Source organism: Nocardia sp. NPDC050175 (genome assembly GCF_044459885.1).
Lineage (GTDB): Bacteria > Actinomycetota > Actinomycetes > Mycobacteriales > Mycobacteriaceae > Nocardia.
This window is the reverse complement of the sequence record NZ_JBITJI010000015.1, coordinates 174,834-196,757: the sequence shown is the minus strand read 5'-3', so window position 1 is coordinate 196,757 and position 21,924 is coordinate 174,834. Positions and strand designations below refer to the sequence as shown.

Genomic DNA, 21,924 nt, shown 5'->3' with positions numbered 1-21,924 from the left:
CCGCTCGTACCGATCAGGAATCACCGTTGCGCAGCGCCGCCCGCACCAATTCGTCCACCGACATGGCGTGCACCGACGGCTCCGCCGCGCCGTGGTCGTCGGCGCCGACCGGGGGGTCGGCGGGTCCGGCCAGCGCGAGCAGCTGGTCGAGCAGGCCCGTCGCGCGCAGCCGCTGGACCGGGATGGACATGAGCGCCGTCCGGACCGCTGTCTCGCTGTCAACCGAGACCACCGGTTCGGGTTCCAGTGCCGCCAACTCGGCGGTCAGCTCGGTCACCAGGAACTCGGCCAGACCGGCCGGGTTCGGGTAGTCGAACATCAGCGTGGCGGGCAGCCGGATGCCGGTCGCCGTCTGGAGTTTGTTCCGCAGGTCGATCGCGGCCAGCGAGTCCAGACCGAGATCGGTGAAGCCGCGATGCAGATCCACCTCGGCCGGATCGGTCCCGCGAACCTCGGCGACCTGCAGGCCGACCAGGTCAAGGACCAAACGCCTGCGCCCTTCGGGATCCAGTGCGGCAAGCCGGTCGCCGAACGTGGCAACTGGTAGGCCCGCCGTACCGCGCGCGGCGGTGACCGGCTGCGGCCGGGTCGGCGCCGCCGGCGCGATATCGCTGAGCAGGAACGGAATTCGAGCACCGGACGACGCCAGGGCCGACGGATCGAGCCGAATCGGCACCAGGACCGGATCCGGCGCGGCGAGCGCCTCGTCGAACAGGGTCAACGCCTCCTCGGTGGCCAGCGCAGGCATGCCGAGACGTCCCATTCGGTGCAGGTCGGCCTCGGTGACGCCGCCGCCGAGCGCGGTCTTCTCGGCCCACAGGCCGAACGCGAGCGATACCGCGGGCAGGCCTGCCGCGCGGCGGCGGACCGCGAGCGCGTCGATGAACCGGTTGGCCGCCGCGTAGTTCCCCTGCCCGGCGCCGACGAGCAGTCCCGAGCAGGAGGAGAGCAGCACGAAAGCGCTCAGACCCTGGTCCTTGGTCAGCTCGTGCAAGTGCCAGGCGGCGTCGACCTTCGGCCGCAGCACCGTTTCGAGCTGTTCCGAGGTCAGGGCGTCGACCAGTGCGTTGTCCATGACGCCCGCCGCGTGCACCACGCCGGTGAGCGGACGCCCGGCGGGCACCGTCGACAGCAGCTCGGCCAGCGCGACCCGATCGGCGGTATCACAGGCAGCGACGGCGACCTCGGCGCCGAGCGCGGACAACTCCGTCACCAGATCCGCGACGCCCGCGGCCGCCGGTCCGCGGCGCGACACCAGCAGCAGGTGTTTCACCCCGTGCGTCCGGATCAGGTGCCTGGCGATATGCGCGCCGATCCCGCCGGTGCCGCCGGTGACGAGCACCGTGCCCGCGCTGTCCCAGCGCGGTCCGAGGCCGGGTGCGGGCAGCGGGATCGGGCGCAGCCGCGGCACCCTGGCCGCACGCCCCCGGATCGACACCTCCGGCTGCCCGGACGCCGCGACCGCGGGCAGCAGCCTGGCGGCGGCGACGGTGCCGTCGAGGTCGATGATGACGAACCGTCCGGGATGTTCCTCGGCGGCCGAGCGAACCAGTCCCCACACCGGCGCCTGTGCCAGGTCGGGGACCTCGGCGACCGCGTCGAGCGTGCACACCAGCAGCCGGGTTCCGCCGAACCGGTTGTCGGCCAGCAGCATTCGCAGCACGTGCAGCACGCCGTCGAGCGTCGCGCGCACCGCGGCGGGCACGTCGCCTTCGGCAGGTCCGATCGGTAGCAGGATGAGCTCCGGCACTGCCCGGCCCGCGTCGACCGAGGCCACGAGTGCGGCGAAGTCCGGCACGCGGGCGAGGCCGGGTAGCGCCGCGACGAGGTCGTCGCGGCCGCCGAGCACGACCCAGTCACCGGCGTCGGCGGCGACGGCGGAGCCGAGCGGGAGCTGGTGCCATTCGATGCGGAAGACCGACTCGTGCTGACCGGTGCTCCTGGCGGCCGCCGCGTTCACCCGAGCCGCGGTGACCGGCCGCACCACCAGCGACTCGATGGTGGCGACCGGGCCGCCCGCCGGGTCCGACAGCTCGAGCCGCACCGCGTCCGAACCGGGTCCGGCCTGGCCCGCCCTGGTGATCCGGACGCGCAGCCGGGCGGCGCCGGCGGCGTGCACGGTGACGCCGGTCCAGGCGAACGGCAGCTGGGTGCCGCCGACGTCCTGTGGCTTGCGCCCGTCCATGAAGTCGGTCGCGCTCAGCGCGGCATCCAGGAGCGAAGGGTGCAGCCGGAACGCCTCGGCCGCCGCGCCCTCGGGCAACGCGACCTCGGCGAAGGTCTCCGCGCCACGCAGCCAGATGCCACGCAGCCCACGGAACATCGGCCCGTAGCCGTAGCCCTGACCGGTGAGATAGTCGTAGACACCGCTGATGTCGACCGCCTCGGCACCCTCGGGCGGCCACGGACCGCCGAACCCCGCCGCCGGTACGGGCCGGTCAGCGGCGGCCAGCACGCCGGACGCGTGCCGGGTCCACGGCAGATCGCGCGGTGCGTCGTCGGCCCGGGAATACACCGCGAACGAGCGCCTGTCTGCCGGGTCCGCCGGATCGACGACCAGTTGAATCGCGGTGCCGCCCTTCGGCGTCAGCGGCAGCACGGCCTCGATGGTGAGTTCCTCGAGCAGATCACAGCCCACCTCGGCACCGGCCCGGATCGCGAGCTCGACGTAGCCGGTGCCGGGCAACAGTACGGTGCCGAGCACGTCGTGATCGGCCAGCCACGGGTGGGTGTCGAGCGCGAGGCGGCCGGTCAGCACCACGCCGCCGTCCGGCGTGCCGACCGCCGCGCTGAGCAGCGGGTGGTTGACCGCGACCTGGCCGATGCCGGTGATATCGACGGCCGCATCCGCTCCCGCGTCCAACCAGAATCTGCGGCGCTCGAAGGCGTACACGGGCAACTCGACCCGACGCGGCCTCGCCTCGGCGAAATACGCCGCCCAGTCCGGTCCCGCCCCGGTGACTTGCAGCCGAGCGAGCATTTCCACCAGGCAGGCAGGCCCGGGACGCTGCCGTCGCTGCGTCGCGACGACTACCGCCGGGGGTCCGGTCAGGCACTCCTCGACCAGCGCGGTGAGGGTCCCGTCCGGACCGACCTCGACGTAGCGCGTGATGCCGTCCGATTCGAGGCGCTGGATGCCGTCGGCGAATCGCACCGGCAGCACCGCGTGCCGGACCCAGTACTCCGGCGCGGCGAATTCCCGCGGGTCGACTAGGTCGCCGGTCACGGTGGAGGCGATGCGCATCGTCGGCGGGTGGAAGTCGAGGCCGTCGACGATCGCGCGGAACCGCTCGATCATCGGCTCGATGAGCGGCGAGTGGAAGGCGTGCGACACGTCGAGCCGGACCGTCTTGCGCCCGGCGGACCGGAACTGTTCGGTGATCGCGTGGACGGCGTCCTCGGCGCCGGAGATCACCACCGACCGGGGGCCGTTGATCGCGGCGATGCCGACGCCGACGCCGAGCAGCGGGACCACTTCGGCCGCGGTGGCGCGCACCGCGACCATGGCCCCGCCCTCGGGCAATTCCTGCATCAGCCTGCCGCGGGCCGCGACCATGGTGCACGCGTCGGCGAGTGAGAACACGCCCGCGACGTGCGCGGCGGCGATCTCACCGATCGAGTGGCCGAGCAGCGCGTCGGGGACCAGGCCCAACGAGGTCAGCAGGCGGAACAGCGCCACCTCGAAGGCGAACACGGCGGGCTGGGTGTAACCGGTCGTCGCCAGCAGTGCCGCGTCGGCGGTGCCGGGATCGGCGAACATGATGTCGCGCACCGGACGTTCGAGCAGCCGGTCGAGCTCGGCGCACACCTCGTCCAGCGCCTCGGCGAACACCGGAAAGCGTTCGTACAGTTCGCGTCCCATCCCGGCCCACTGCGCACCCTGGCCGGAGAACAGAAACGCCGTGCCTTGCTCGCCAGGTGTCTGCGTCGCGGTGATCGCCAGCGGCGATGCCGTCCCTTCGGCGATCGCGGTCAGGCCGAGCAGCGCTTCCGCACGATCCGCCGCCAGCACGACCGCCCGGTGCGGCAGCCGGGCGCGCGAAACCGCCAGCGAGTAGGCGACATCGGTGAGCCGCAGACCGGGGTCGGCGGCGAGGAAGTCGCGCAGCGCGGTCGCCTGCTCCGGCAGGGTGCGCGCGGCGGCCGTCGCGATGATCAGCGGTATCGGAGCGGCAGGCTCCACCGGCGGCGCGATCGGTGCGATCGGTGCGACCGGCGGGGCTTCTTCCACGATCACATGCGCGTTGGTGCCGCTGAGGCCGAACGACGACACCCCGGCCCGGCGCGGCCGGTCCGATGCGGGCCAGGGCACCGGCTCGACGAGCAACCGCACGTCCCCGTCCGACCAATCGACCTGCGGCGACGGCGCGTCGACGTGCAGGGTCTTCGGCAACGTGCCGTGCCGCAGCGCCATCACCATCTTGATGACGCCGCTGATCCCGGCCGCCGCCTGGGCATGACCGATATTGGATTTGATCGAGCCGAGCCACAGCGGCCGATCCACCGGCCGATCCTGCCCGTACACCGCCAGCAACGCCTGCGCCTCGATCGGATCACCCAACCGGGTCCCGGTCCCGTGCCCCTCGACCGCGTCCACCTCGCCGGGCGACAACCCGGCTGCCGCCAACGCCTGATGGATAACCCGCTGCTGCGACGGCCCGTTCGGCGCGGTCAACCCGTTGGACGCACCGTCCTGGTTGATGGCGCTGCCGCGCACCACCGCCAGTACCCGATCGCCGTCGCGTCGCGCGTCCGCGAGCCGCTTGACCAGCAGCAGACCCACGCCCTCGCTCCAGCCGGTGCCGTCGGCGCCCGCCGCGAACGACTTGCAGCGGCCATCGGCGGCCAGGCCACGCTGACGGCTGAAGTCCACGAAGATGTCCGGTGTCGGCATGACGGTCACGCCGCCGGCCAACGCCATGTCCACTTCGCCGGAACGCAGCGCCTGGCACGCCATGTGCAGCGATACCAACGACGAGGAACAGGCCGTGTCGACGGTGACCGCCGGGCCCTCCAGGCCGAGGGTGTACGCGATCCGGCCGGAAGCGATGCTGCCCGCGCTGCCGTTGCCGAGGTAGCCGGCGAGATCGTCCGGCACGGTGCGGAGCCGGCTGGCGTACTCGTGGTACATCACGCCGACATAGACCCCGGTGCGACTGCCGCGGACCGACCGGGGGTCGATGCCCGCGCGCTCGAGCGCCTCCCAGGACGCCTCGAGCAGCAGCCGCTGTTGCGGGTCCATGGCCAGCGCCTCGCGCGGCATGATGCCGAACAACTCCGGATCGAATTCGGCTGCGTCATAAAGGAATCCGCCGTTGCGGACATAGGTTTTCCCGGGCGTTCCCGGCTCCGGATCGAAGAGTGTGTCGGCGTCCCAGCCACGGTCGGCCGGGAACGCGCCGATCGCGTCGCGCCCCTGCTCGACCAGCCGCCACAGGTCCTCGGCGGACCGGACACCACCCGGGAAGCGGCAGCTGATCGCGGTGATCGCGATCAGGTCCGCGTCCGGCGGCGGCGGGCTCGCTGCGATGTGTGCCGGTGTCGCGGCGCCGTTGCTGGTGAGCCGGCCGAGCAAGAGTTCGGCGACCGAGCGCGCGTTCGGGTGGTCGAAGGCCAGTGACGCGGGCAAGCGCAGACCGGTCTCTTGGCCGAGGGCGTTGCGCAGCTCTACCGCGGCGAGTGAGTCGACGCCGAGGTCGCGGAAGGCTTTGTCCGGCTCGACCGCCCCCGGTGACGCATGCCCGAGCACGCCTGCGACGGACCGCCGGACCAGGTCGAGCATCAGGCGGTCGCGGTCCGGGCCGAGCAAGGCGGCCAGCCGGGTGGCGGATTCGTCGCCGGTCGCGGTGCCCGCCCGTTCGACAACCCGCCGTGGCGCCGGAACCAGCCCGCGCAGCAGCGCGGGGAGTTCGGCGCCGCGCGCGGCCAAGGCCGCCGGGTCGACGATCAGCGGCGCCACCGCCGGTTCGCCGGCCGCCAACGCCGTGTCGAACAGAGCGAGCGCATCGGCCACCGGCAAGGCGGGCAGGCCGAGGCGACGCATCCTGGCGAGGTCGGCGTCGGTCAGCGCGCCACCGAGGCCGGTGTCGACCGCCCACATGCCGTAAGCCAATGCGGTAGCGGGCAGGCCACTTTCGGCCCGCAGCAGCGCGAGCGCGTCGAGGAATTGGTTGCCTGCCGCATAGCCTGCCTGGCCTGCGGCGAGCGCGAGCCCGGCGGCGGAGGACAACAGGACGAACGCGGTCAGCGGCAGGTCGGCGGTCAGCTCGTGCAGGTGCCATGCCGCATCGACCTTCGGCGCCAGCACCGCGTCGAGGCGATCGGTGTCCAGCTCGGTGGTCAACCCGTTGTCGACCACCGCGGCGGCGTGCACGACGGCGGTCAGTGGCTGCCCGGCCGGGATCGAGTCGAGCAGCGCGGCCAGCGCCTGCCGGTCGCGCACATCGCAGGCGACCACTCGTATCCGCGCACCGGCGGCCGTCAGTTCGGCGACCAGCTCGGCGGCGCCGGCGGCCGCGGGGCCCCGGCGGCCGGCCAGTATCAGATGGCGAACGCCGTGCACGGTCACCAGATGACGCGCGAGCAGGGCGCCGAGGCCGCCCGTGCCACCGGTGATCAATACCGTGCCGGTGTCGTCCCAGGGTGTGCCGCCCTCGCCCGTGTTGCCGGTACGCACCAACCGAGGCCGCAACAGCGTGCCGTCGCGGAGGGCGAGCTCGTTCTCGTCCGGCAGCCCGGGGAGGGAGTCGAGCTCGGAATCGGTGTCCACCAGGACAAACCGGCCCGGGTTCTCCGCCTGCGCGGCGCGGACCAGGCCCCACACCGGAGCCTGGGTGACGTCGATCGGTTCGCCCGGTGCCGTCCGGACCGCGCGGTGGGTGAGCACCACCAGTTTGGTGTCGGCGTTGTGATCGTCGGCGAGCCAGTCGCGTATCGCGCTGAGCACGGCAGCGGCGATCCGGTGCACGGCGTCCGGCACGGACTCCCCCGCACCAGGCACAGACTCCGCCGCGACAGGCACGCGGAACAGCGTGACCGCCGCGGCGCCAGTAGCGGCCGTCGGCTCCCAGGCGACCCGGTAGAGGGCGCCCGCGCTGGTCACCGCGAGCTGGGCGGCCGAAACCGGAACCGAGACAAGCGATTCGATGCTGGCGACCGGGCGGCCCGCGGTGTCGGCGAACTCCATGGTGGAGACCTCGTCACCGCGCACCCGACGGATCCGCACCCTTAGCGCGGTGGCTCCCGACGCATGCAGGCTCACCCCGCTCCAGGAGAACGGCATGAGCGTTTCGCCGCGACCGCGACCGTCGGAGCCGAGCAGGTCGGCGTGCATGGCGGCATCGAACAGCGCCGGATGCAAGCCGAACCGGGCGGCCTCGGCGTGCCGATCCGCCGGGAGGGCGACCTCGGCGAAGACGTCGCTGCCGCGGGTCCACGCCCGAATCAGGCCTTGGAACGCCGGGCCATAGCCATAGCCGCGGTCGGCGAGCACCTCGTAGACCCGATCGCTCGGCACCGCCGCGGCGCCGTCCGGCGGCCATTGCGCGAGCTCGCGGTCGGGCTCGTCGGCCTCCCTGCTCAGCAGGCCGGTCGCGTGCCTGGTCCAGGCCGCGTCGTCGCCGTCAGGGCGGGAGTGGACCGTGACCGAGCGGCCACCGGCACCGTCCGGTCCGCTCACCGCGATCTGCAGCGCCACCCGGGCGTCGGGCCGAAGGACCAGCGGAGCCTGCAGGGTCAGCTCCTCGATCCGATGACAACCGACGTGTGCTCCGGCCGCCAGCACCAGTTCGACGAAGGCTGTTCCGGGGAACACGACCCGGCCGAGCACGGCGTGATCGAGCACCCAGGACCGGCTGTCGGCGGTGAGTACACCGCTCAGCAGCACCCCGCCGGTCTCGGCGTCCGTGATGGCCGCATGCAGGATCGGGTGGACGATCGTCGCCAATCCGGTTGCGCGGAGGTCACCGCCGCCGATGCCGTCGAGCCAGTACCGGCTGCGCTGGAAGGCGTAGGTGGGCAAGTCCACCGCGTCGACCGGACCGCCGAAGAACGCGGGCCAGTCCACCGCGACGCCACGGGCATGCATCCGCCCCAGACCGGCCAGCAGCTCGCGCTGCTCCGCGCGACCCCGGCGCAGTAGCGGCACGAACGCGGCGTCCGTGTGGCCCGAGGCCGGGCCCGATGTCGAAAGCACCGCGTCCGGGCCTAGTTCGACATGGGTCAGTACGCGCCGCCCGGCCAGCTGCCGCATGGCGTCGGCGAACCGAACCGGCCTGCGCACCTGGGCGGTCCAGTATTCCGGCGAGCCGAGCTCCATGGCCGTCGCGAGCTGGCCCGTGACGGTGGATACGATCGGGATGGTGGGCTCGGCGCAATCCAATTCGCCTGCGATACGGCCGAATTCGGCCATCATTGGCTCCATCAGCGCCGAATGGAACGCGTGCGATACGGCAAGGGAGCGAGTTTCGCGGCCCTGCTCGGTGAACCGGGCCGCGACGGCCGCGACCGCGGCAGAGGGCCCGGACAGGACCACCGAGTCCGGTCCGTTCACCGCGGCGAGGTCGACCGCCCCGTCGAGCAATGGACGGACTTCGGTCTCCGAGGCCCGGACCGCGACCATGGCGCCGCCGTCCGGCAGGGCCTGCATCAGCCGGCCACGGGCGACGACCAGGCGGGCCGCATCGGGCAGCGAGAACACACCGGCGACGTGGGCGGCCGCCAACTCGCCGATCGAATGACCGACCAGGAAGTCCGGCCGCACCCCCCAGCTCTCGACCAGCCGGAACAGCGCCACCTCGAGCGCGAACAAGGCAGGTTGCGCGAACTCGGTCCGGTCGAGGACGGCCGCGTCGGCGCCCCACAGCACGCTGGTCAACGGCCGGTCGAGCTGGTCGTCGAGCGCCGAGGTCACCGCATCGAACGCCGCCGCGAACGCCGGGTACGCCCGATACAGGTCCCGGCCCATGCCGAGGCGCTGTGCGCCCTGCCCGGTGAACAGGAACGCGAGTTTGCCCTCCCGCACCCGGTCGGTGATCGGCGCCGCCCCGTCCGCCACCTGGGCCAGACCGCCGGCGAGCTCGTCCGCGTCGGCCGCGAGCACCACCGCGTTGTGCGCCAGGGTGGCGCGGGTGGTGGCGAGCGCACCCGCGACGGCCGGGTCGAACGGGCTCGCCATGGCGGATAAGCGCACGGCCTGCGCGGCGAGCGCGGCCGGTGTCGCACCGGAAACCAGCCACGGCAGCACCATGTGCTCGACCGGTGGCACCGGGTGTTCGACCACGGGCAGGGCGGGGGGTGCCTGCTCGATGATGACGTGCGCGTTGGTGCCGCTGATGCCGAAGGACGACACCCCGGCCCGGCGCGGTCGTCCGGTCACCGGCCACGGCACCGGCTCGGCGAGCAATCGCACCGCGCCTGCGGTCCAGTCGACCTGGTCGGAGGGGACCTCGGCGTGCAGGGTTTGCGGCAGCACCCCGTGCTCGATGGTCGAGACCATTTTGATGATGCCCGCGACGCCCGAAGCCGCCTGGGCGTGACCGATATTGGATTTGATCGAACCGAGCCACAACGGCCGATCCACCGGCCGATTCTGCCCGTACACCGCCAACAGCGCCTGCGCCTCGATCGGATCACCCAACCGAGTCCCGGTCCCGTGCCCCTCCACCACATCCACCTCGGCCGGGGACAACCCCGCCACCGCCAACGCCTGACGAATCACCCGCTGCTGCGACGGCCCACTCGGCGCCGTCAACCCGTTGGACGCACCGTCGGAGTTCACCGCGGACCCGCTGACCAGCGCGAGCACCCGATGGCCGTTGCGCCGCGCGTCGGTGAGCCGCTCGAGCAGCAGCACGCCGACGCCCTCGCTCCAGCCGGTGCCGTCGGCGCCCGCCCCGAACGACTTGCAGCGGCCGTCCGCGGCCAGGCCGCCCTGTCTGCTCATATCGACGAAGGTGTCCGGGGTCGACATCACCGTGACGCCGCCGGCCAGGGCCAGCCCGCACTCGTGCCCGCGCAGCGCCTGCGCGGCCAGATGCACCGCGACGAGCGACGAGGAACAGGCCGTGTCGATGGTGACCGCCGGACCCTCCAGCCCGAAGGCATAGGCGACCCGGCCCGACACCACGCTGCCGAGGCTGCCGTTGCCGTGATACCCGGCGATGTCCTCGGGGAGCGGGCCGAGGCGCAGGCCCCAATCGTGGTACATGACGCCGGCGAATACGCCGGTGTCGCTGCCGCGCAGGGTGTGCGGATCGATGCCCGCCCGCTCGATGGTCTCCCAGGTCGTTTCCAGCAGCAGCCGCTGCTGCGGATCCATCGCCTGCGCCTCACGGGGTGAGATGCCGAAGAACTCGGCGTCGAAATCCGCGGCATCGTGCAGGAATCCGCCGGTCCGGCAGTACGACTTGCCCGGCGTCTTCGATTCGGGGTCGTAGATATCGGTCGGCCAGCCGCGATCGGTGGGGAACCCGGTGATCGCGTCGACGCCGTCCGCCGCCAGCCGCCAGAGGTCCGCGGGCGAGCGCACCCCGCCGGGATAGCGGCAGCCCATCGCCACGATCGCGATCGGCTCGTCGGTACCGGTGTCCGCCGGCCTGGCCCGGCCGACGGCCCGCGGTGCGGCCTCGGCGCCGAAGAGGGTGTCGCCGAGATAGGTGGCCAGCGCGGCCGGGGTCGGGTAGTCGAAGATCAGCGTCGCGGGCAGCCGCAGACCGGTGGCCGCGCCGAGGCCGTTGCGCAGTTCGACGGCGGACAGCGAATCGAATCCGAGATCGGTGAACGCCCGCTGCGGTGCGATGGCGTCGGCGCCGTCGTGCGCGAGTACCGCCGCGATCTCGCCGCGGACCAGGTCGAGCAGCGCTCGGTTCCGTTCAGCCGCACCGAGCCCGCCGAGTCGGTCGGCGAGGGAACCCGGCGCGACCGCACCGGTTCGGGTGGCGGCGACCCGAGGGGGCACCGGCCGCACCAGTCCGCGCAACAGCGCGGGCACCCCGTCCGGCCGGGCGCGCACCGCCGCGAGGTCGATACGCACCGGCACGACATGGGATTCCGGCGATCCGACCGCAGCGTCGAACAGGCGTAGTGACTGCGGCGCGGTCAGTCCCGGCACCCCGAGTCGGGCGATCCGCGCCCGGCCCGCCGCGCCCAACCGGGCGCCCATCCCGACCTGCTCGGCCCACAGACCCCAGGCCAGCGCGACCGCGGGCAGGCCGAGGGACCGGCGGTGCTGCGCCAGCGCGTCGAGAAACGCGTTGGCGGCCGCGTAGTTGCCTTGCCCACCACCGTCGAGCACGGCGGCCAGTGAGGAGAACAGCACGAAGGCCGTCAGCGGCCGATCGGCGGTCAGCTCGTGCAGGTGCCAGGCGCCCGCGACCTTGGCGTGGAAGACCTCGTCGACGGATTCGGCGGTGAGCGTGTCGATTACGCCGTCGCGCAACACCCCGGCCGCGTGGATCACCGAATCGACGGGATGGTCGGCGAGCACCCTGGCCAGCGCGGCCCGGTCCCCGACATCGCAGCTGACGACGGTCACCTCGGCACCCGATTCGGCCAATTCCCTTGCCTTTTCGCCGTCGCCCGCACCGCGGCCGAGCAGCACGAGCCGACGCACCCCGTGCTCGCGGACCAGGTGCTCGGCGATCAGGCCGCCGACTCCGCCGGTGCCGCCGGTGATCAGCACCGTGCCCCAGGCGGGGGCGGCGGTGATCGCCGCCGGTACCCGTACCAAGCGCGGCACGCGGAGTTCATCGGCGATGGCGGACAGCTCCGGCTCCCCGGTGGCCAGCGCCGCACTGATCTCGTCGAGCTCCTGCGGTCGCGAAGTTTCCAGCAGCACAATGCGTCCCGGGTGCTCGGCCTGGGCCGCGCGCACCAGACCACGCACCGCCGAGCCGGGCAGGCCGGGCGCCGTCCGCACCACCAGGCGCGACCGGGACCAGCGCGCGTCCGCCAGCCACGCCTGCAGCACGGCGAGCACGGTGACGACCCCGGCGCGTGCGCCTGCCACCGGATCGCCTGCTTCGGCAGGCGCGGTGAGCACCACGACCTCGGGGCGTGGCTCGGCGGCGAGTTCCGCGAGCGCCGTCACCGGGTCGGCCGCCGCCAGCACGGCGAAGTCCGGCGACCCGGCCGACACCGCGCGATTCACCACGGAAGTGCCTGGGAGGGAAGCCATTTCGACCCGATACAGCACCTCGGCCGTGGCGATCGGCCGGGACACCAGCCCCGCGATCTCGGCGACGGGAACGCCTGCGGCATCGGCGATTTCGAGGGCGATCTGGTCGGTTCCGTTGCGGGAGATACGCACCCGCAGCGCCGACGCGCCTGCCGCGTGCAGGCTGACCCCGGTCCAGGCGAACGGGACGAGCACCTGATCGGCAGGCTCGCGGGCGAGGTCGGCGGCGTGCAGCGCGGCGTCGAGCAGCGCGGGGTGGATCGCGAACGCGGCACCGTCCACCGTCGGCGGGAGTTCGACCTCGGCGTAGCGATCATCGCCACGCCGCCAGGCCCGGCGCAGACCACGGAAGGTCGGGCCGTACCGGTAGCCCCTGGCCGCCAGCTCCTCGTACACGCCGGTCAGCTCGATCGGCTCGGCGTCCGGCGGCCACACCGCCGGTGCGGTCGCTGATCGCGCGGGCCCTGCGGTGAGGAATCCGGTGGCGTGCGTGGTCCACGCGTCGCCCGGGTCGCTATCGGGCCGCGAGCCGATCGCCAGCGCGTGCCGATCACCGGAACTGTTGGTGGTCAGTGTGATTCGGATCGCGACGGCACTGCCCTCGGCCAGCGTCAGCGGCGCGGCCATGGTGAGTTCCTCGACCTGATTCGCCCCGACCTGCGCACCGACCCGCAGCGCGAGCTCGAGCAGGGCGGTGCCGGGGACGAGCACGACGCCATCGATGACATGGTCGGCCAACCACGGATGGCTGCGCAGCGACAGACGCCCGGTCAACACCACCGTCTCCGCGTCGACCTCGACGACCGCGCCGACCAGCGGATGGTCCGCCGAGACCAGCCCGAGCTCGGCGAGACCGACTGCGGCCGAACCGGATTCGAGCCAGTAGCGTTTGCGCTGGAAGGGGTAGGTCGGCAGGTCGACGCGGCGGGCGCCGCTGTCGGCGAAGAACATCGGCCAGTCGACCCACGCGCCCCGCGCATGCGCGATGGCCAACGCCGACACCGCTTCTCGCGCCTGCGGCCGAGTCCGGTGCTGCAGCGGGACGAACGCGACGCCGGGGTCGGCGAGGCAGTCGCGCCCCATCGCGCAGAGCACGCCGTGCGGCCCCACCTCGAGGAAGGTGCGCACGCCCGCCGCCGCCAGCCAGTCCAGGGCCTCCTGGAATCGCACGGTGGCGCCGACGTGCTCGACCCAGTACTCGGGTGTCGCGAACTCCGCGCCGACCAGGGCCCCGGTCACGGTGGACACCACCGGGATCCGCGCGGGCCGGTAGTCCAGCACCCTGGCGATCCGCTCGAACTCCGCCAGCATCGGCGTCATGAGCCGGGAGTGGAACGCGTGACTCACCCGCAACGAGGTGCTGTCGCGGCCGCGCGCGGCCAGTTCCGCCACGACGGCGGCGACCTCGTCCTCGACCCCGGAAAGCACCACCGACTCCGGCCCGTTGATCGCGGCCACCTGCACACCCTCGGTGAGCAGCGGCGCGATCTCGTCCATCCGAGCCCGCACCGCGACCATGACGCCACCGGCGGGCAACTGCTGCATCAGCCTGCCCCTGGCGCAGACCAGGATCGCGGCGTCCTGCAGGCTGAGCACACCCGCGACGTGGGCGGCGGCCAACTCCCCGATCGAGTGTCCGACAAGGTAATCCGGCGTCAGACCCCAGCTCGACACGAGCCGGAACAGCGCGACCTCGAGCGCGAACAGCACGGGTTGCGCGTATTCGGTCCGGTCCAGCAATGCGGCCCGCGCCGACCCGGCCTCGGCGAACAGGACGTCGTACAGCGGCACGTCGAGCTGCAGATCCAGCTCCCCGGCGACGGCGTCCAGCGCATCAGCGAACGCCGGGTAGTCGGCGTACAACTCCCGGCCCATCGCGGCGCGCTGGCTGCCCTGTCCGGTGAACATGACGGCGATCGATGCCGAGGCGGCGGTGTCCCCCGGCGTAGCGCCGTCGGCTACCCGCGCCAGGGCGTCCCGCAACTCGGCGCGGTCGGCGGCGACGATCCCGACCCGGTCCGGCAGTGCCGCCCGCGCGGTGGCCAGGGTGTAGGCGAGATCCACCATGGCGGACTCGTCGAGTTCGTCCAGTCGCCGCAACAGCCCGGCGGCCTGCGCCCGCAGAGCTGCCGCGCCCCGCGCGGACAGGGCGAACGGCAGCGGCGTGGTCACCGCGGGCCGGTCGCGCGCCACCGCGTCCTCGGAGTCCGGGGCCTGCTCGAGCACGAGATGCGCATTGGTGCCGCTGAGCCCGAACGCGGACACTCCCGCGCGGCGCGGGCGCGACACCGACGGCCACGGCCGCGCCTCGGTCAGCAACTCGACGGCGCCGGCCGACCAATCCACATGCGGCGTTGGCGCGTCGACATGCAGTGTGCGCGGCAGTGTTCGGTGACCGAGCGCGAGAATCATCTTGATCGCGCTGGTCACCCCGGCCGCGGCCTGGGTGTGTCCGAGATTGGATTTCACCGAGCCGATCAGCAACGGCCGGTCGGCGGGGCGGTCCTGACCATAGGCGGCGATCAGGGCCTTCGCCTCGATCGGGTCGCCGAGCACGGTGCCGGTGCCGTGCGCGTCGACCGCATCCACCTCCTCGGCCCGCAATCCCGCGTCGGCCAGCGCGGCTTCGATCAGGCGGCGCTGCGCCGGACCGCTCGGCGCGGTCAGCCCGTTGCTCGCGCCGTCGGAGTTGACCGCGGAACCGCGCACCACCGCCAGCACCGGATGCCCGAACCGGCGGGCCTGCGAAAGTCGTTCCAGCACAAGCACACCAGCGCCCTCGGCGAATCCGGTGCCGTCGGCCGCGGCGGCGAAGGCTTTGCAGCGCCCGTCCACGGCCAGGCCCTGCTGCCTGCTGAACGCGGTGAACACACCCGGCGTGCTCGACACGGCCACCCCGCCCGCCAGCGCCAGGGTGGCTTCCCCGCTGCGCAACGACCGGCACGCGAGATGCACCGCGACCAGCGCCGCCGAGCACGCGGTATCCACCGTGACGGCGGGCCCCTCGGTGCCGAGCACATAGGCGACGCGGCCGGAGATCAGGCTCGGCGCGTTGCCCGTCATCAGATACGCGTCGAGGCCCGCGGCCGCCTGGTGCAGGCGCGGGCCGTACTCCTGGGCCTCCGCACCGAAGAACAGGCCGGTCCGGCTGCCGCGCAGCCCGGTCGGATCGATGCCTGCGCGTTCCAGTGCCTCCCACGATGTTTCGAGGATCAGGCGCTGCTGCGGATCCATCGCGATCGCCTCACGCGGGCTGATGCCGAAGAAGTCGGCGTCGAAATCCGCTGCGCCGTCGAGGAATCCACCGCGCCGAGTGCGGCTGACGCCCGCCAGCTCGGCATCGCCGCCGAAGAGCTGGTCCAGATCCCAGCCGCGATCGGCCGGAAACCCTGACAGCACATCGTGTTCGGCCATGAGGACGTCCCACAGCCGCTCGGGTGAGTCGATGCCACCGGGGTACCGGCAGCCGATCCCGACGACCGCGATCGGATCGTCGGGATCGGCAGGCTCCGCCGCGGCCGCCGGGTCGCTCGGCGCCGCTGCGCGTGGACCGAGCAGCACGGCGAGCAGGCCGTCGGCGAGCGCCTCCGGGGTCGGATAGTCGAACGCGAGGGTGACCTCGAGGTCGAGGCCGGTCTCCTCGGTCAACCGCCGATGCAGCTCGACGGCGGCCAACGAGTCGAGTCCCTGTGCCTGGAAGGACAATCCGGCCTCGACCGGCTCGTCGCGGTCGGGCTGCGCGGCCAGGCGGGCGGCGCCCGCCACACGGCGTACGAGATCGATGACGAACCGTCGATGCTGCGACGGTGCGATCTCGGCGAGCCTGGCCGCGAGGGTCGAATTGTCGGCCGAGGTAGCGTCGGCACCGGACTGCATCATGCGCACATCCCCACATCGGCGTTGCGTGGTACTTCGGTAAGGCAGGAATCGTTCGTCGGGGTGGTCACGCTCGCTCACCCCGGACCAGCGCGGGCGCGGCGTCGGGCTGCGCATCGAACTTCCGGCTGACATAGGTCAGCGACTCGATCAGCCCGCGCGAGGTGAGCGTGCGCGGACCGGAGCCGTCCACCAGCCCGGACAGCGGCAGCCGTCCGATGTCCGCCCAGCACAGATAGCCCCGATCGTCGATGTAGCTTCGACTGAGGCCACGGTTGTCCGGGTGCACGCAGTACGGGATATCGAGGTAGCCGCGCTGGAAGGCCCGGAGCATGGCCGCACCCGGATCGGGGTCGAGATTCATGACCGCGGCCACGAGCGCGGCCGCCTCCCGATACGTTTGCGAATCACCATGCCCGGCTACCGATCTCGGCGTAACCGCGGCCGTCGCCGCCGCGAATTCGAGCGCGGCGACGTTCTCCGCGACGGTCGGTATGCGCACCGATTCCGCCTCGGTCTTGACGATCAGGCGCGCGCAGCCGGTGTGCGCCGCCAGCCGCGCCGCCGCCTCGAGCAAGGCGTATGCGCCCGCTCGGGACGCGGGATAGACGCCCATGTACGCGTAGATCACGATGTGCCAGTCGGTATCGGGCAGGTGCTCGGCGCACAGTCGCTGCAGGGCCCGGACCGCCTCGGCGTCCTGGATCGGATTCGTCTGCTGGGCATAGCTGGCCGAGATGCTGCGCAGCCCGTGATGGTGGAAGAACATCGCCTCCAGCGCACTGATCGCCACCAGCTCGCTCGGCGGGCACAGCTGACCGAGCATGCACCCGCCGAAGGTCTCCAGATGCGGCTCGAGCCCGCTCGCCCGCAGCCCGGCCAACTCGTCGCAGGACCGGATCCAATGCCGGGTCGACTCCCGCAGCGGCACCCGGCCGTAGGGCAGGCAGTAGGACACCGGCCCGCCTTCGGAGGCGTCGAGACCCGCGGCCGTCATGGCCCGGAAGATGTCGAGCGGATCGGCGCTGCCGTGCCGCACCTGGACCGGGAACTCCGGCCCGGCAATCGCGTCGAGCACCCCGAGTGTGATGGAAAGCTGATGGGAGACAAGGGGATAGCCGTTGAGCGCCACGCCGTCGAGCACCGCGAGCTGGGCCGCCTGCAGTTCACCGACCCTGGTGTAGCTGTCCACGGTGAGGGTACCGACGGTGGCGCCCACCGCGTCGCGGGTGGCGCGCAGCCCGGCCCGCATCTGCTCGGGCGCGCTCATCCCCATCCTCGGCTGCACGACGAGCTGGCCCGCTCGATGTGCCCGGCGGACGAACGCGCCGAACCCGGTGTCCGCGGACGTGACGGCGCTCAAGCGCGCACCGGCTGCCACAGCGAGCTCAACACCCGGTCGAACTCGACGAGTCCCGCGTCGCTGTCGTCGAAGACCGCGGTGAACCCGGCCTCGATCAGCGCGTCGCGTTCGGCCGCGCGCTGCTGTCCGTGGATGCCGAGCTTGCCGCCGATCACCACGGGCAGCTCGGCGGTGCCGAACCGTTCCCGCAGCGGACCGATCATCCGCATGCCGTCCTGATAGCCGTGGCCGTTCACACTGCTCATCACGACGAGCGCGGGCCGATGGCGCAGGCACTTGTCGACCAGCAGCTTTTCCGGCACACAGGGGCCGAGATTCAGCACCGGATAGTCCCGCTCCTCGAGGAACAGCTGCAGGAACACCAGATTCCAGGTGTGCGAGTCCGAGATGACGCCGGTGACCATGACCGGCCGTGGCCGCGTTTTCATGAGGACTGTGCTCCGATCTGGTAGTCGCGGACGTGCCGCAGGCGCGAGGCCGAGACGACCTGCCCGTCGCTGACCAGTACTTCCGTCGCGACCGGACGGCCGAGGAACATCGACAGGCTCGCGGTGAGGCCGTATGCGCCCGCGTTCGGGATGACCACCAGGTCACCGGGATTCATGCTCGGCACGGCGATATTGCGCCCGAGGATGTCGCCCGGGGTGCACAGCGGACCGACCAGGCTGGCCACCTGGTCGGCGGCCTGGCCGTCGACCTGTGGCGAAACCGCCACGGGCAGTAGCCGACCCAGTCCGGACAGGCCACCGAAGGTGTTGATCCCGGCATCGGCGATGAGATATCGGCTGCCGCGACTGTCTTTGAGATTGACCACCGAGCAGATCAGCTGTCCGCTGTCGGCGACCAGATACCGGCCCGACTCGCACGCGATCCGGGGCGCGCCGTCGCGCCAGCCGGGGAACCGCTCCTCCAGCACCGCCGAAAGTGCCTCGCGCAGTGCGGAATACACCGGCCGATCACCGATGACCCCGTACGGGGCGGCGAACCCGCCGCCGATGTCGAGGAAGCGGAACCGGACACCGAGCTCGTCCTGCAGCCGTGCGGCCAGCGTGATGGTGGCGGTGAACTCGGCGATCAGGCTCGACTCGTCCCTCGCGTTGCTCAGCGGAAAGAAGTGCGCACCGGCGATCGAGGTGCCGCGCACGCCGAGCAGCTGGTCCCGCAGGTCGGCCAGGTTTTCGCTGTCGAAACCGAATTGCGAAGGCACACCGGTCATTCGAATACCGGTCGAGGAATTCGCGGTGGCACTGTTCACCCGGATCAGACAGTCGGCGACCACACCGAGCTGTTCGGCCTCCGCGCCGACGTGCTCGAGGTCGGTGCTCGACTCGACGGAGAACAGGCGCACCCCCGCGGCCAGCGCCTCGGCCAGTTCGGCGCCGGTCTTCCCCGGCCCGGTGTAGAGGATGTCCGCGCCCTGGAAGCCGGCCGCCAAGGCCGCGGCCAGCTCACCGGTAGAGCTGATCTCGGCGCGGCAGGCCCGGCCCGTCCCCTCCCGCATGACGCGCACGACATCCGGGTGCGGGTTCGCCTTCAGCGCGTAGTAGAGCTCGACCGCCTCCGGCAAGCCGTCGAACAGGTCGCGGCGGGCCCGCCGGATCCGGTCGGCATCGTAGATATACAGCGGAGTACCGAACCGCTTGGCCAACTCGGCGTAGTCCGTCATCGGGTCACCCCGGCACACTCGTCGGTCATCGACTCATCCGGTGACAGGAATGGCAAGTATTTCCGCGGAATTTGCGCAGAGTGCGGGTCCCACATTGCTGCCCCTATTTGTCGAGATTTCGCGTTACGCACCGGAATTGCGGCCCGGCCTCATTGCCGGTCGCGGAACGGCCGGAATTACGTCGAACAATAGGATTCGGCACACTCCTACCGTCAACCCCTACCGACGGGCCGCGCGCAGCCGGCGCCGGCGCGGCCGGAATACGGGCCCCTAGGTTGCGGCACGCGCGTATCCCCGCCGCGCTACCGGGGCTAGCTTGGCTGTTATGAGAGGGATTCTTCTCGCCGGGGGCAACGGAACGAGACTTCGCCCACTCACTCAGGTGCTCTCCAAACAACTGCTCCCGGTCTACGACAAGCCGATGGTGTACTACGCGCTGTCGGTGCTGATGCTCGCCAATATTCGCGACGTCCTTGTCATTTCCTCGGGCGCGCACATCGGTCTGCTCCGCGCGCTACTCGGCGACGGCGCCAGGGTCGGCATGAACATCACCTATGCCGAACAGGCCAAGCCCAACGGGATAGCGGAGGCTTTTCTGATCGGCGCCGACCATATCGGCGACGACAATGTCGCCCTGATACTCGGCGACAACTTCTTCTACGGCGACAACTTCTCCGCCACCCTGCGTACCGAGGCGGCCGACGTCGACGGCTGTGTGTTGTTCGGCCACAAGGTCACCGACCCCGAGCGGTACGGCGTCGCGGAGGTCGACCAGGACGGACGACTGCTCACCATCGAGGAGAAGCCGCTGCGACCTCGATCGAACCTCGCGGTCACCGGCCTGTACTTCTACGACAACAAAGTGGTCGACATCGCCAAGAACATCCAGGTATCGGCGCGCGGCGAGCTGGAGATCAGCGATGTCAACCAGGTCTACGTGGAGCAGGGGCGTGCACGGCTCGTCACCCTCGGGCGCGGCTTCGCCTGGCTCGATACCGGCACGCGCGACTCGCTGCTGCAGGCCAGCCAATACGTCCAGATGATGGAGCAGCGCCAAGGCCTGCGGATCGCCTGCATCGAGGAGATCGCCCTGCGCATGGGCTTCATCGACCTGGCGGCGTGTGAACGGCTCGCCGTCGAATTCGGTAACAGCGACTACGGCAATTACCTGCGGACGGTGACGGCGGACCTGGCGTGACGCGACGCACGCGCCGTTACCGCTTCGATCCGGTCCGTCGACCCTTCTCTCCGAAAGGCGGTGCCGGACATGGACCGTGCCGTACTGATCCATGAGCTGCTCGCCTCGGCGGCCGCCGAGGCGCCGAACGCGACGGCGGTGCGCGACTCGACCGACGCCTGGACCTACCGGGAACTGGCCGAGTACGCGCAGGCCTGGAACGGCTGGCTCGCCGCGCGTGGCGTCGGGCCCGGCGACCGGGTGCTCACCCAGTTGTCCACCACGCGTGAGCTGGTGGCGATGTTCTACGGGACGACCGCGCGCGGTGCCGTCTTCGTCCCGATCAACCCGGCCATGAAGCCGTATCACCTGCGCGCGGTGCTGGCCAACGCCGAGCCCGCGCTGGTCGTCACCGACGCCGAGCATGTCGCGAACTTCCACGGCCTGGCCTCGATGCCGGTGCACGACGTGGCGGATATCTGGGGCGAGGTCGCCGCCCGGCCCGTCGCGCCTGCCGTCTCGATCCGCAGCGACGATGTCGCGGCCCTCGTCTACACCTCGGGCAGCACCGCGATGCCCAAGGCCGTCGTCTGCCCGCACGCGCAGGTGGTCTTCGCCACCAGGGCGATCGCCGCGACCCTCGGCTATCGGCCGGATGATGTTGTGCTGTGCCGGTTTCCGATGTCCTGGGACTACGGCCTGTACAAGGTGCTGCTCACCTGTGTCGCCCGCGCCGAGGTGGTGCTCGCGGGCGGCGAGTCCGATCTGCGGCTGCTCAGCCGGATGCGCGAGACCGGAACCACCATCGTGCCGGTGGTGCCGTCATTAGCCAAAATGATTGCGGCACTCGCTATTCGGGACGAAGCACCGGCGCCACCGGTCCGGATGTTCACCAATACCGGTGCCGCGCTTGCCCGATCGGTCACCGAAGCGCTGCGCGAGCATTTTCCCGGCGCCCAGGTGATTCGGCAGTTCGGCCAGACCGAATGCAAGCGGATCACGATCATGATGCCGGGGCCGGACGGCGAGCGGCCCGACTCGGTGGGACTGCCGCTGCCGGGGACCACGGTGCTGATCCTCGACCAGCGCGGCGACCCGCTGCCGCCCGGTTCGATCGGCGAGATCGTCGTGGCCGGTCCGCATGTCATGCCGGGCTACTGGAACGCGACCGAGCTCACCGAGCGAACATTCGTCGACGCCGCGGCGGGATTGCGGTTGCACACAGGCGATTACGGCTACCTCGACGACGACGGCTACCTCTACTTCCACGGGCGCCGCGACGACATGTTCAAGCGCAAGGGTATTCGGATGAGCACCATCGAGATCGAGGCTGCCGCAATGGATATCCGCGGCGTCATGGCCGCGACCGCGGTACCGCCCTCGGACAGCCACGATTTGGCACTGTTCGTCGAGGGCACGCTGACGCCCGCCGAGATTCTGCGGGAGCTGCGCCAGCGCCTGGAGCCCGCGAAGATTCCCGCCATCTGCCGAGTGCTCAGCGAGCTGCCGTTGACCCAGCACGGCAAGAACGCCCGCGACGGGTTCGCCAGGATGCTCAGCGAGCCCGCCCGCTGACGCTGGACCGCGTCGAGATCTGGCTGTCCCCAACAAAAGTCGTTTCGAACCCCGGTCGTCCGCAATGCCCGCCGTCGACCGGTACCGCAGGC

6 protein-coding genes are annotated in these 21,924 nt (G+C 71.5%); 2 read left to right on the top strand and 4 right to left on the bottom strand.

Annotated elements, in window-relative coordinates:
- Positions 1-13: 13 nt before the first annotated feature.
- The 4 genes from ACIBK2_RS38170 to ACIBK2_RS38155 all read right to left on the bottom strand — a co-directional run bounded on the left by ACIBK2_RS38170 (position 14) and on the right by ACIBK2_RS38155 (position 19,080).
- Entirely contained in the window at positions 14-16,054 is a 16,041-nt protein-coding gene (locus ACIBK2_RS38170) for an SDR family NAD(P)-dependent oxidoreductase (protein ID WP_396974812.1), read from the bottom strand.
- Between the two features lie 64 nt (positions 16,055-16,118).
- Entirely contained in the window at positions 16,119-17,414 is a 1,296-nt protein-coding gene (locus ACIBK2_RS38165) for a methylaspartate mutase (RefSeq protein WP_396974810.1), read from the bottom strand.
- On the bottom strand, positions 17,411-17,842 hold the full coding sequence (locus ACIBK2_RS38160; RefSeq protein WP_396974808.1) for a cobalamin B12-binding domain-containing protein: 432 nt from the start codon (positions 17,840-17,842) through the stop codon (positions 17,411-17,413). Before ACIBK2_RS38160 ends, ACIBK2_RS38165 begins: the two co-directional genes overlap by 4 nt.
- Positions 17,839-19,080, bottom strand: a complete 1,242-nt coding sequence (locus ACIBK2_RS38155; RefSeq protein ID WP_396974806.1) for a type III PLP-dependent enzyme — start codon at positions 19,078-19,080, stop codon at positions 17,839-17,841. The genes ACIBK2_RS38160 and ACIBK2_RS38155 overlap by 4 nt, the downstream gene beginning before the upstream one ends.
- A gap of 325 nt (positions 19,081-19,405) precedes the next feature.
- Between ACIBK2_RS38155 and rfbA the strand changes: the two genes are divergently transcribed.
- A complete protein-coding gene (gene rfbA / locus ACIBK2_RS38150) occupies positions 19,406-20,278 on the top strand; it encodes a glucose-1-phosphate thymidylyltransferase RfbA (RefSeq protein WP_396974804.1) in 873 nt (290 codons plus the stop codon).
- A 69-nt stretch (positions 20,279-20,347) separates the two neighbouring features.
- Positions 20,348-21,832, top strand: a complete 1,485-nt coding sequence (locus ACIBK2_RS38145) for an AMP-binding protein (RefSeq protein ID WP_396974803.1) — start codon at positions 20,348-20,350, stop codon at positions 21,830-21,832.
- Positions 21,833-21,924: the final 92 nt, after the last annotated feature.

Coding starts and splice junctions, on each gene's coding strand:
- ACIBK2_RS38160 (WP_396974808.1), bottom strand. CDS start 17,842: ATGAAAACGCGGCCACGGCCGGTCATGGTCACCGGCGTCATCTCGGAC.
- ACIBK2_RS38145 (WP_396974803.1), top strand. CDS start 20,348: ATGGACCGTGCCGTACTGATCCATGAGCTGCTCGCCTCGGCGGCCGCC.
- ACIBK2_RS38155 (WP_396974806.1), bottom strand. CDS start 19,080: ATGACGGACTACGCCGAGTTGGCCAAGCGGTTCGGTACTCCGCTGTAT.
- ACIBK2_RS38170 (WP_396974812.1), bottom strand. CDS start 16,054: ATGATGCAGTCCGGTGCCGACGCTACCTCGGCCGACAATTCGACCCTC.
- rfbA (WP_396974804.1), top strand. CDS start 19,406: ATGAGAGGGATTCTTCTCGCCGGGGGCAACGGAACGAGACTTCGCCCA.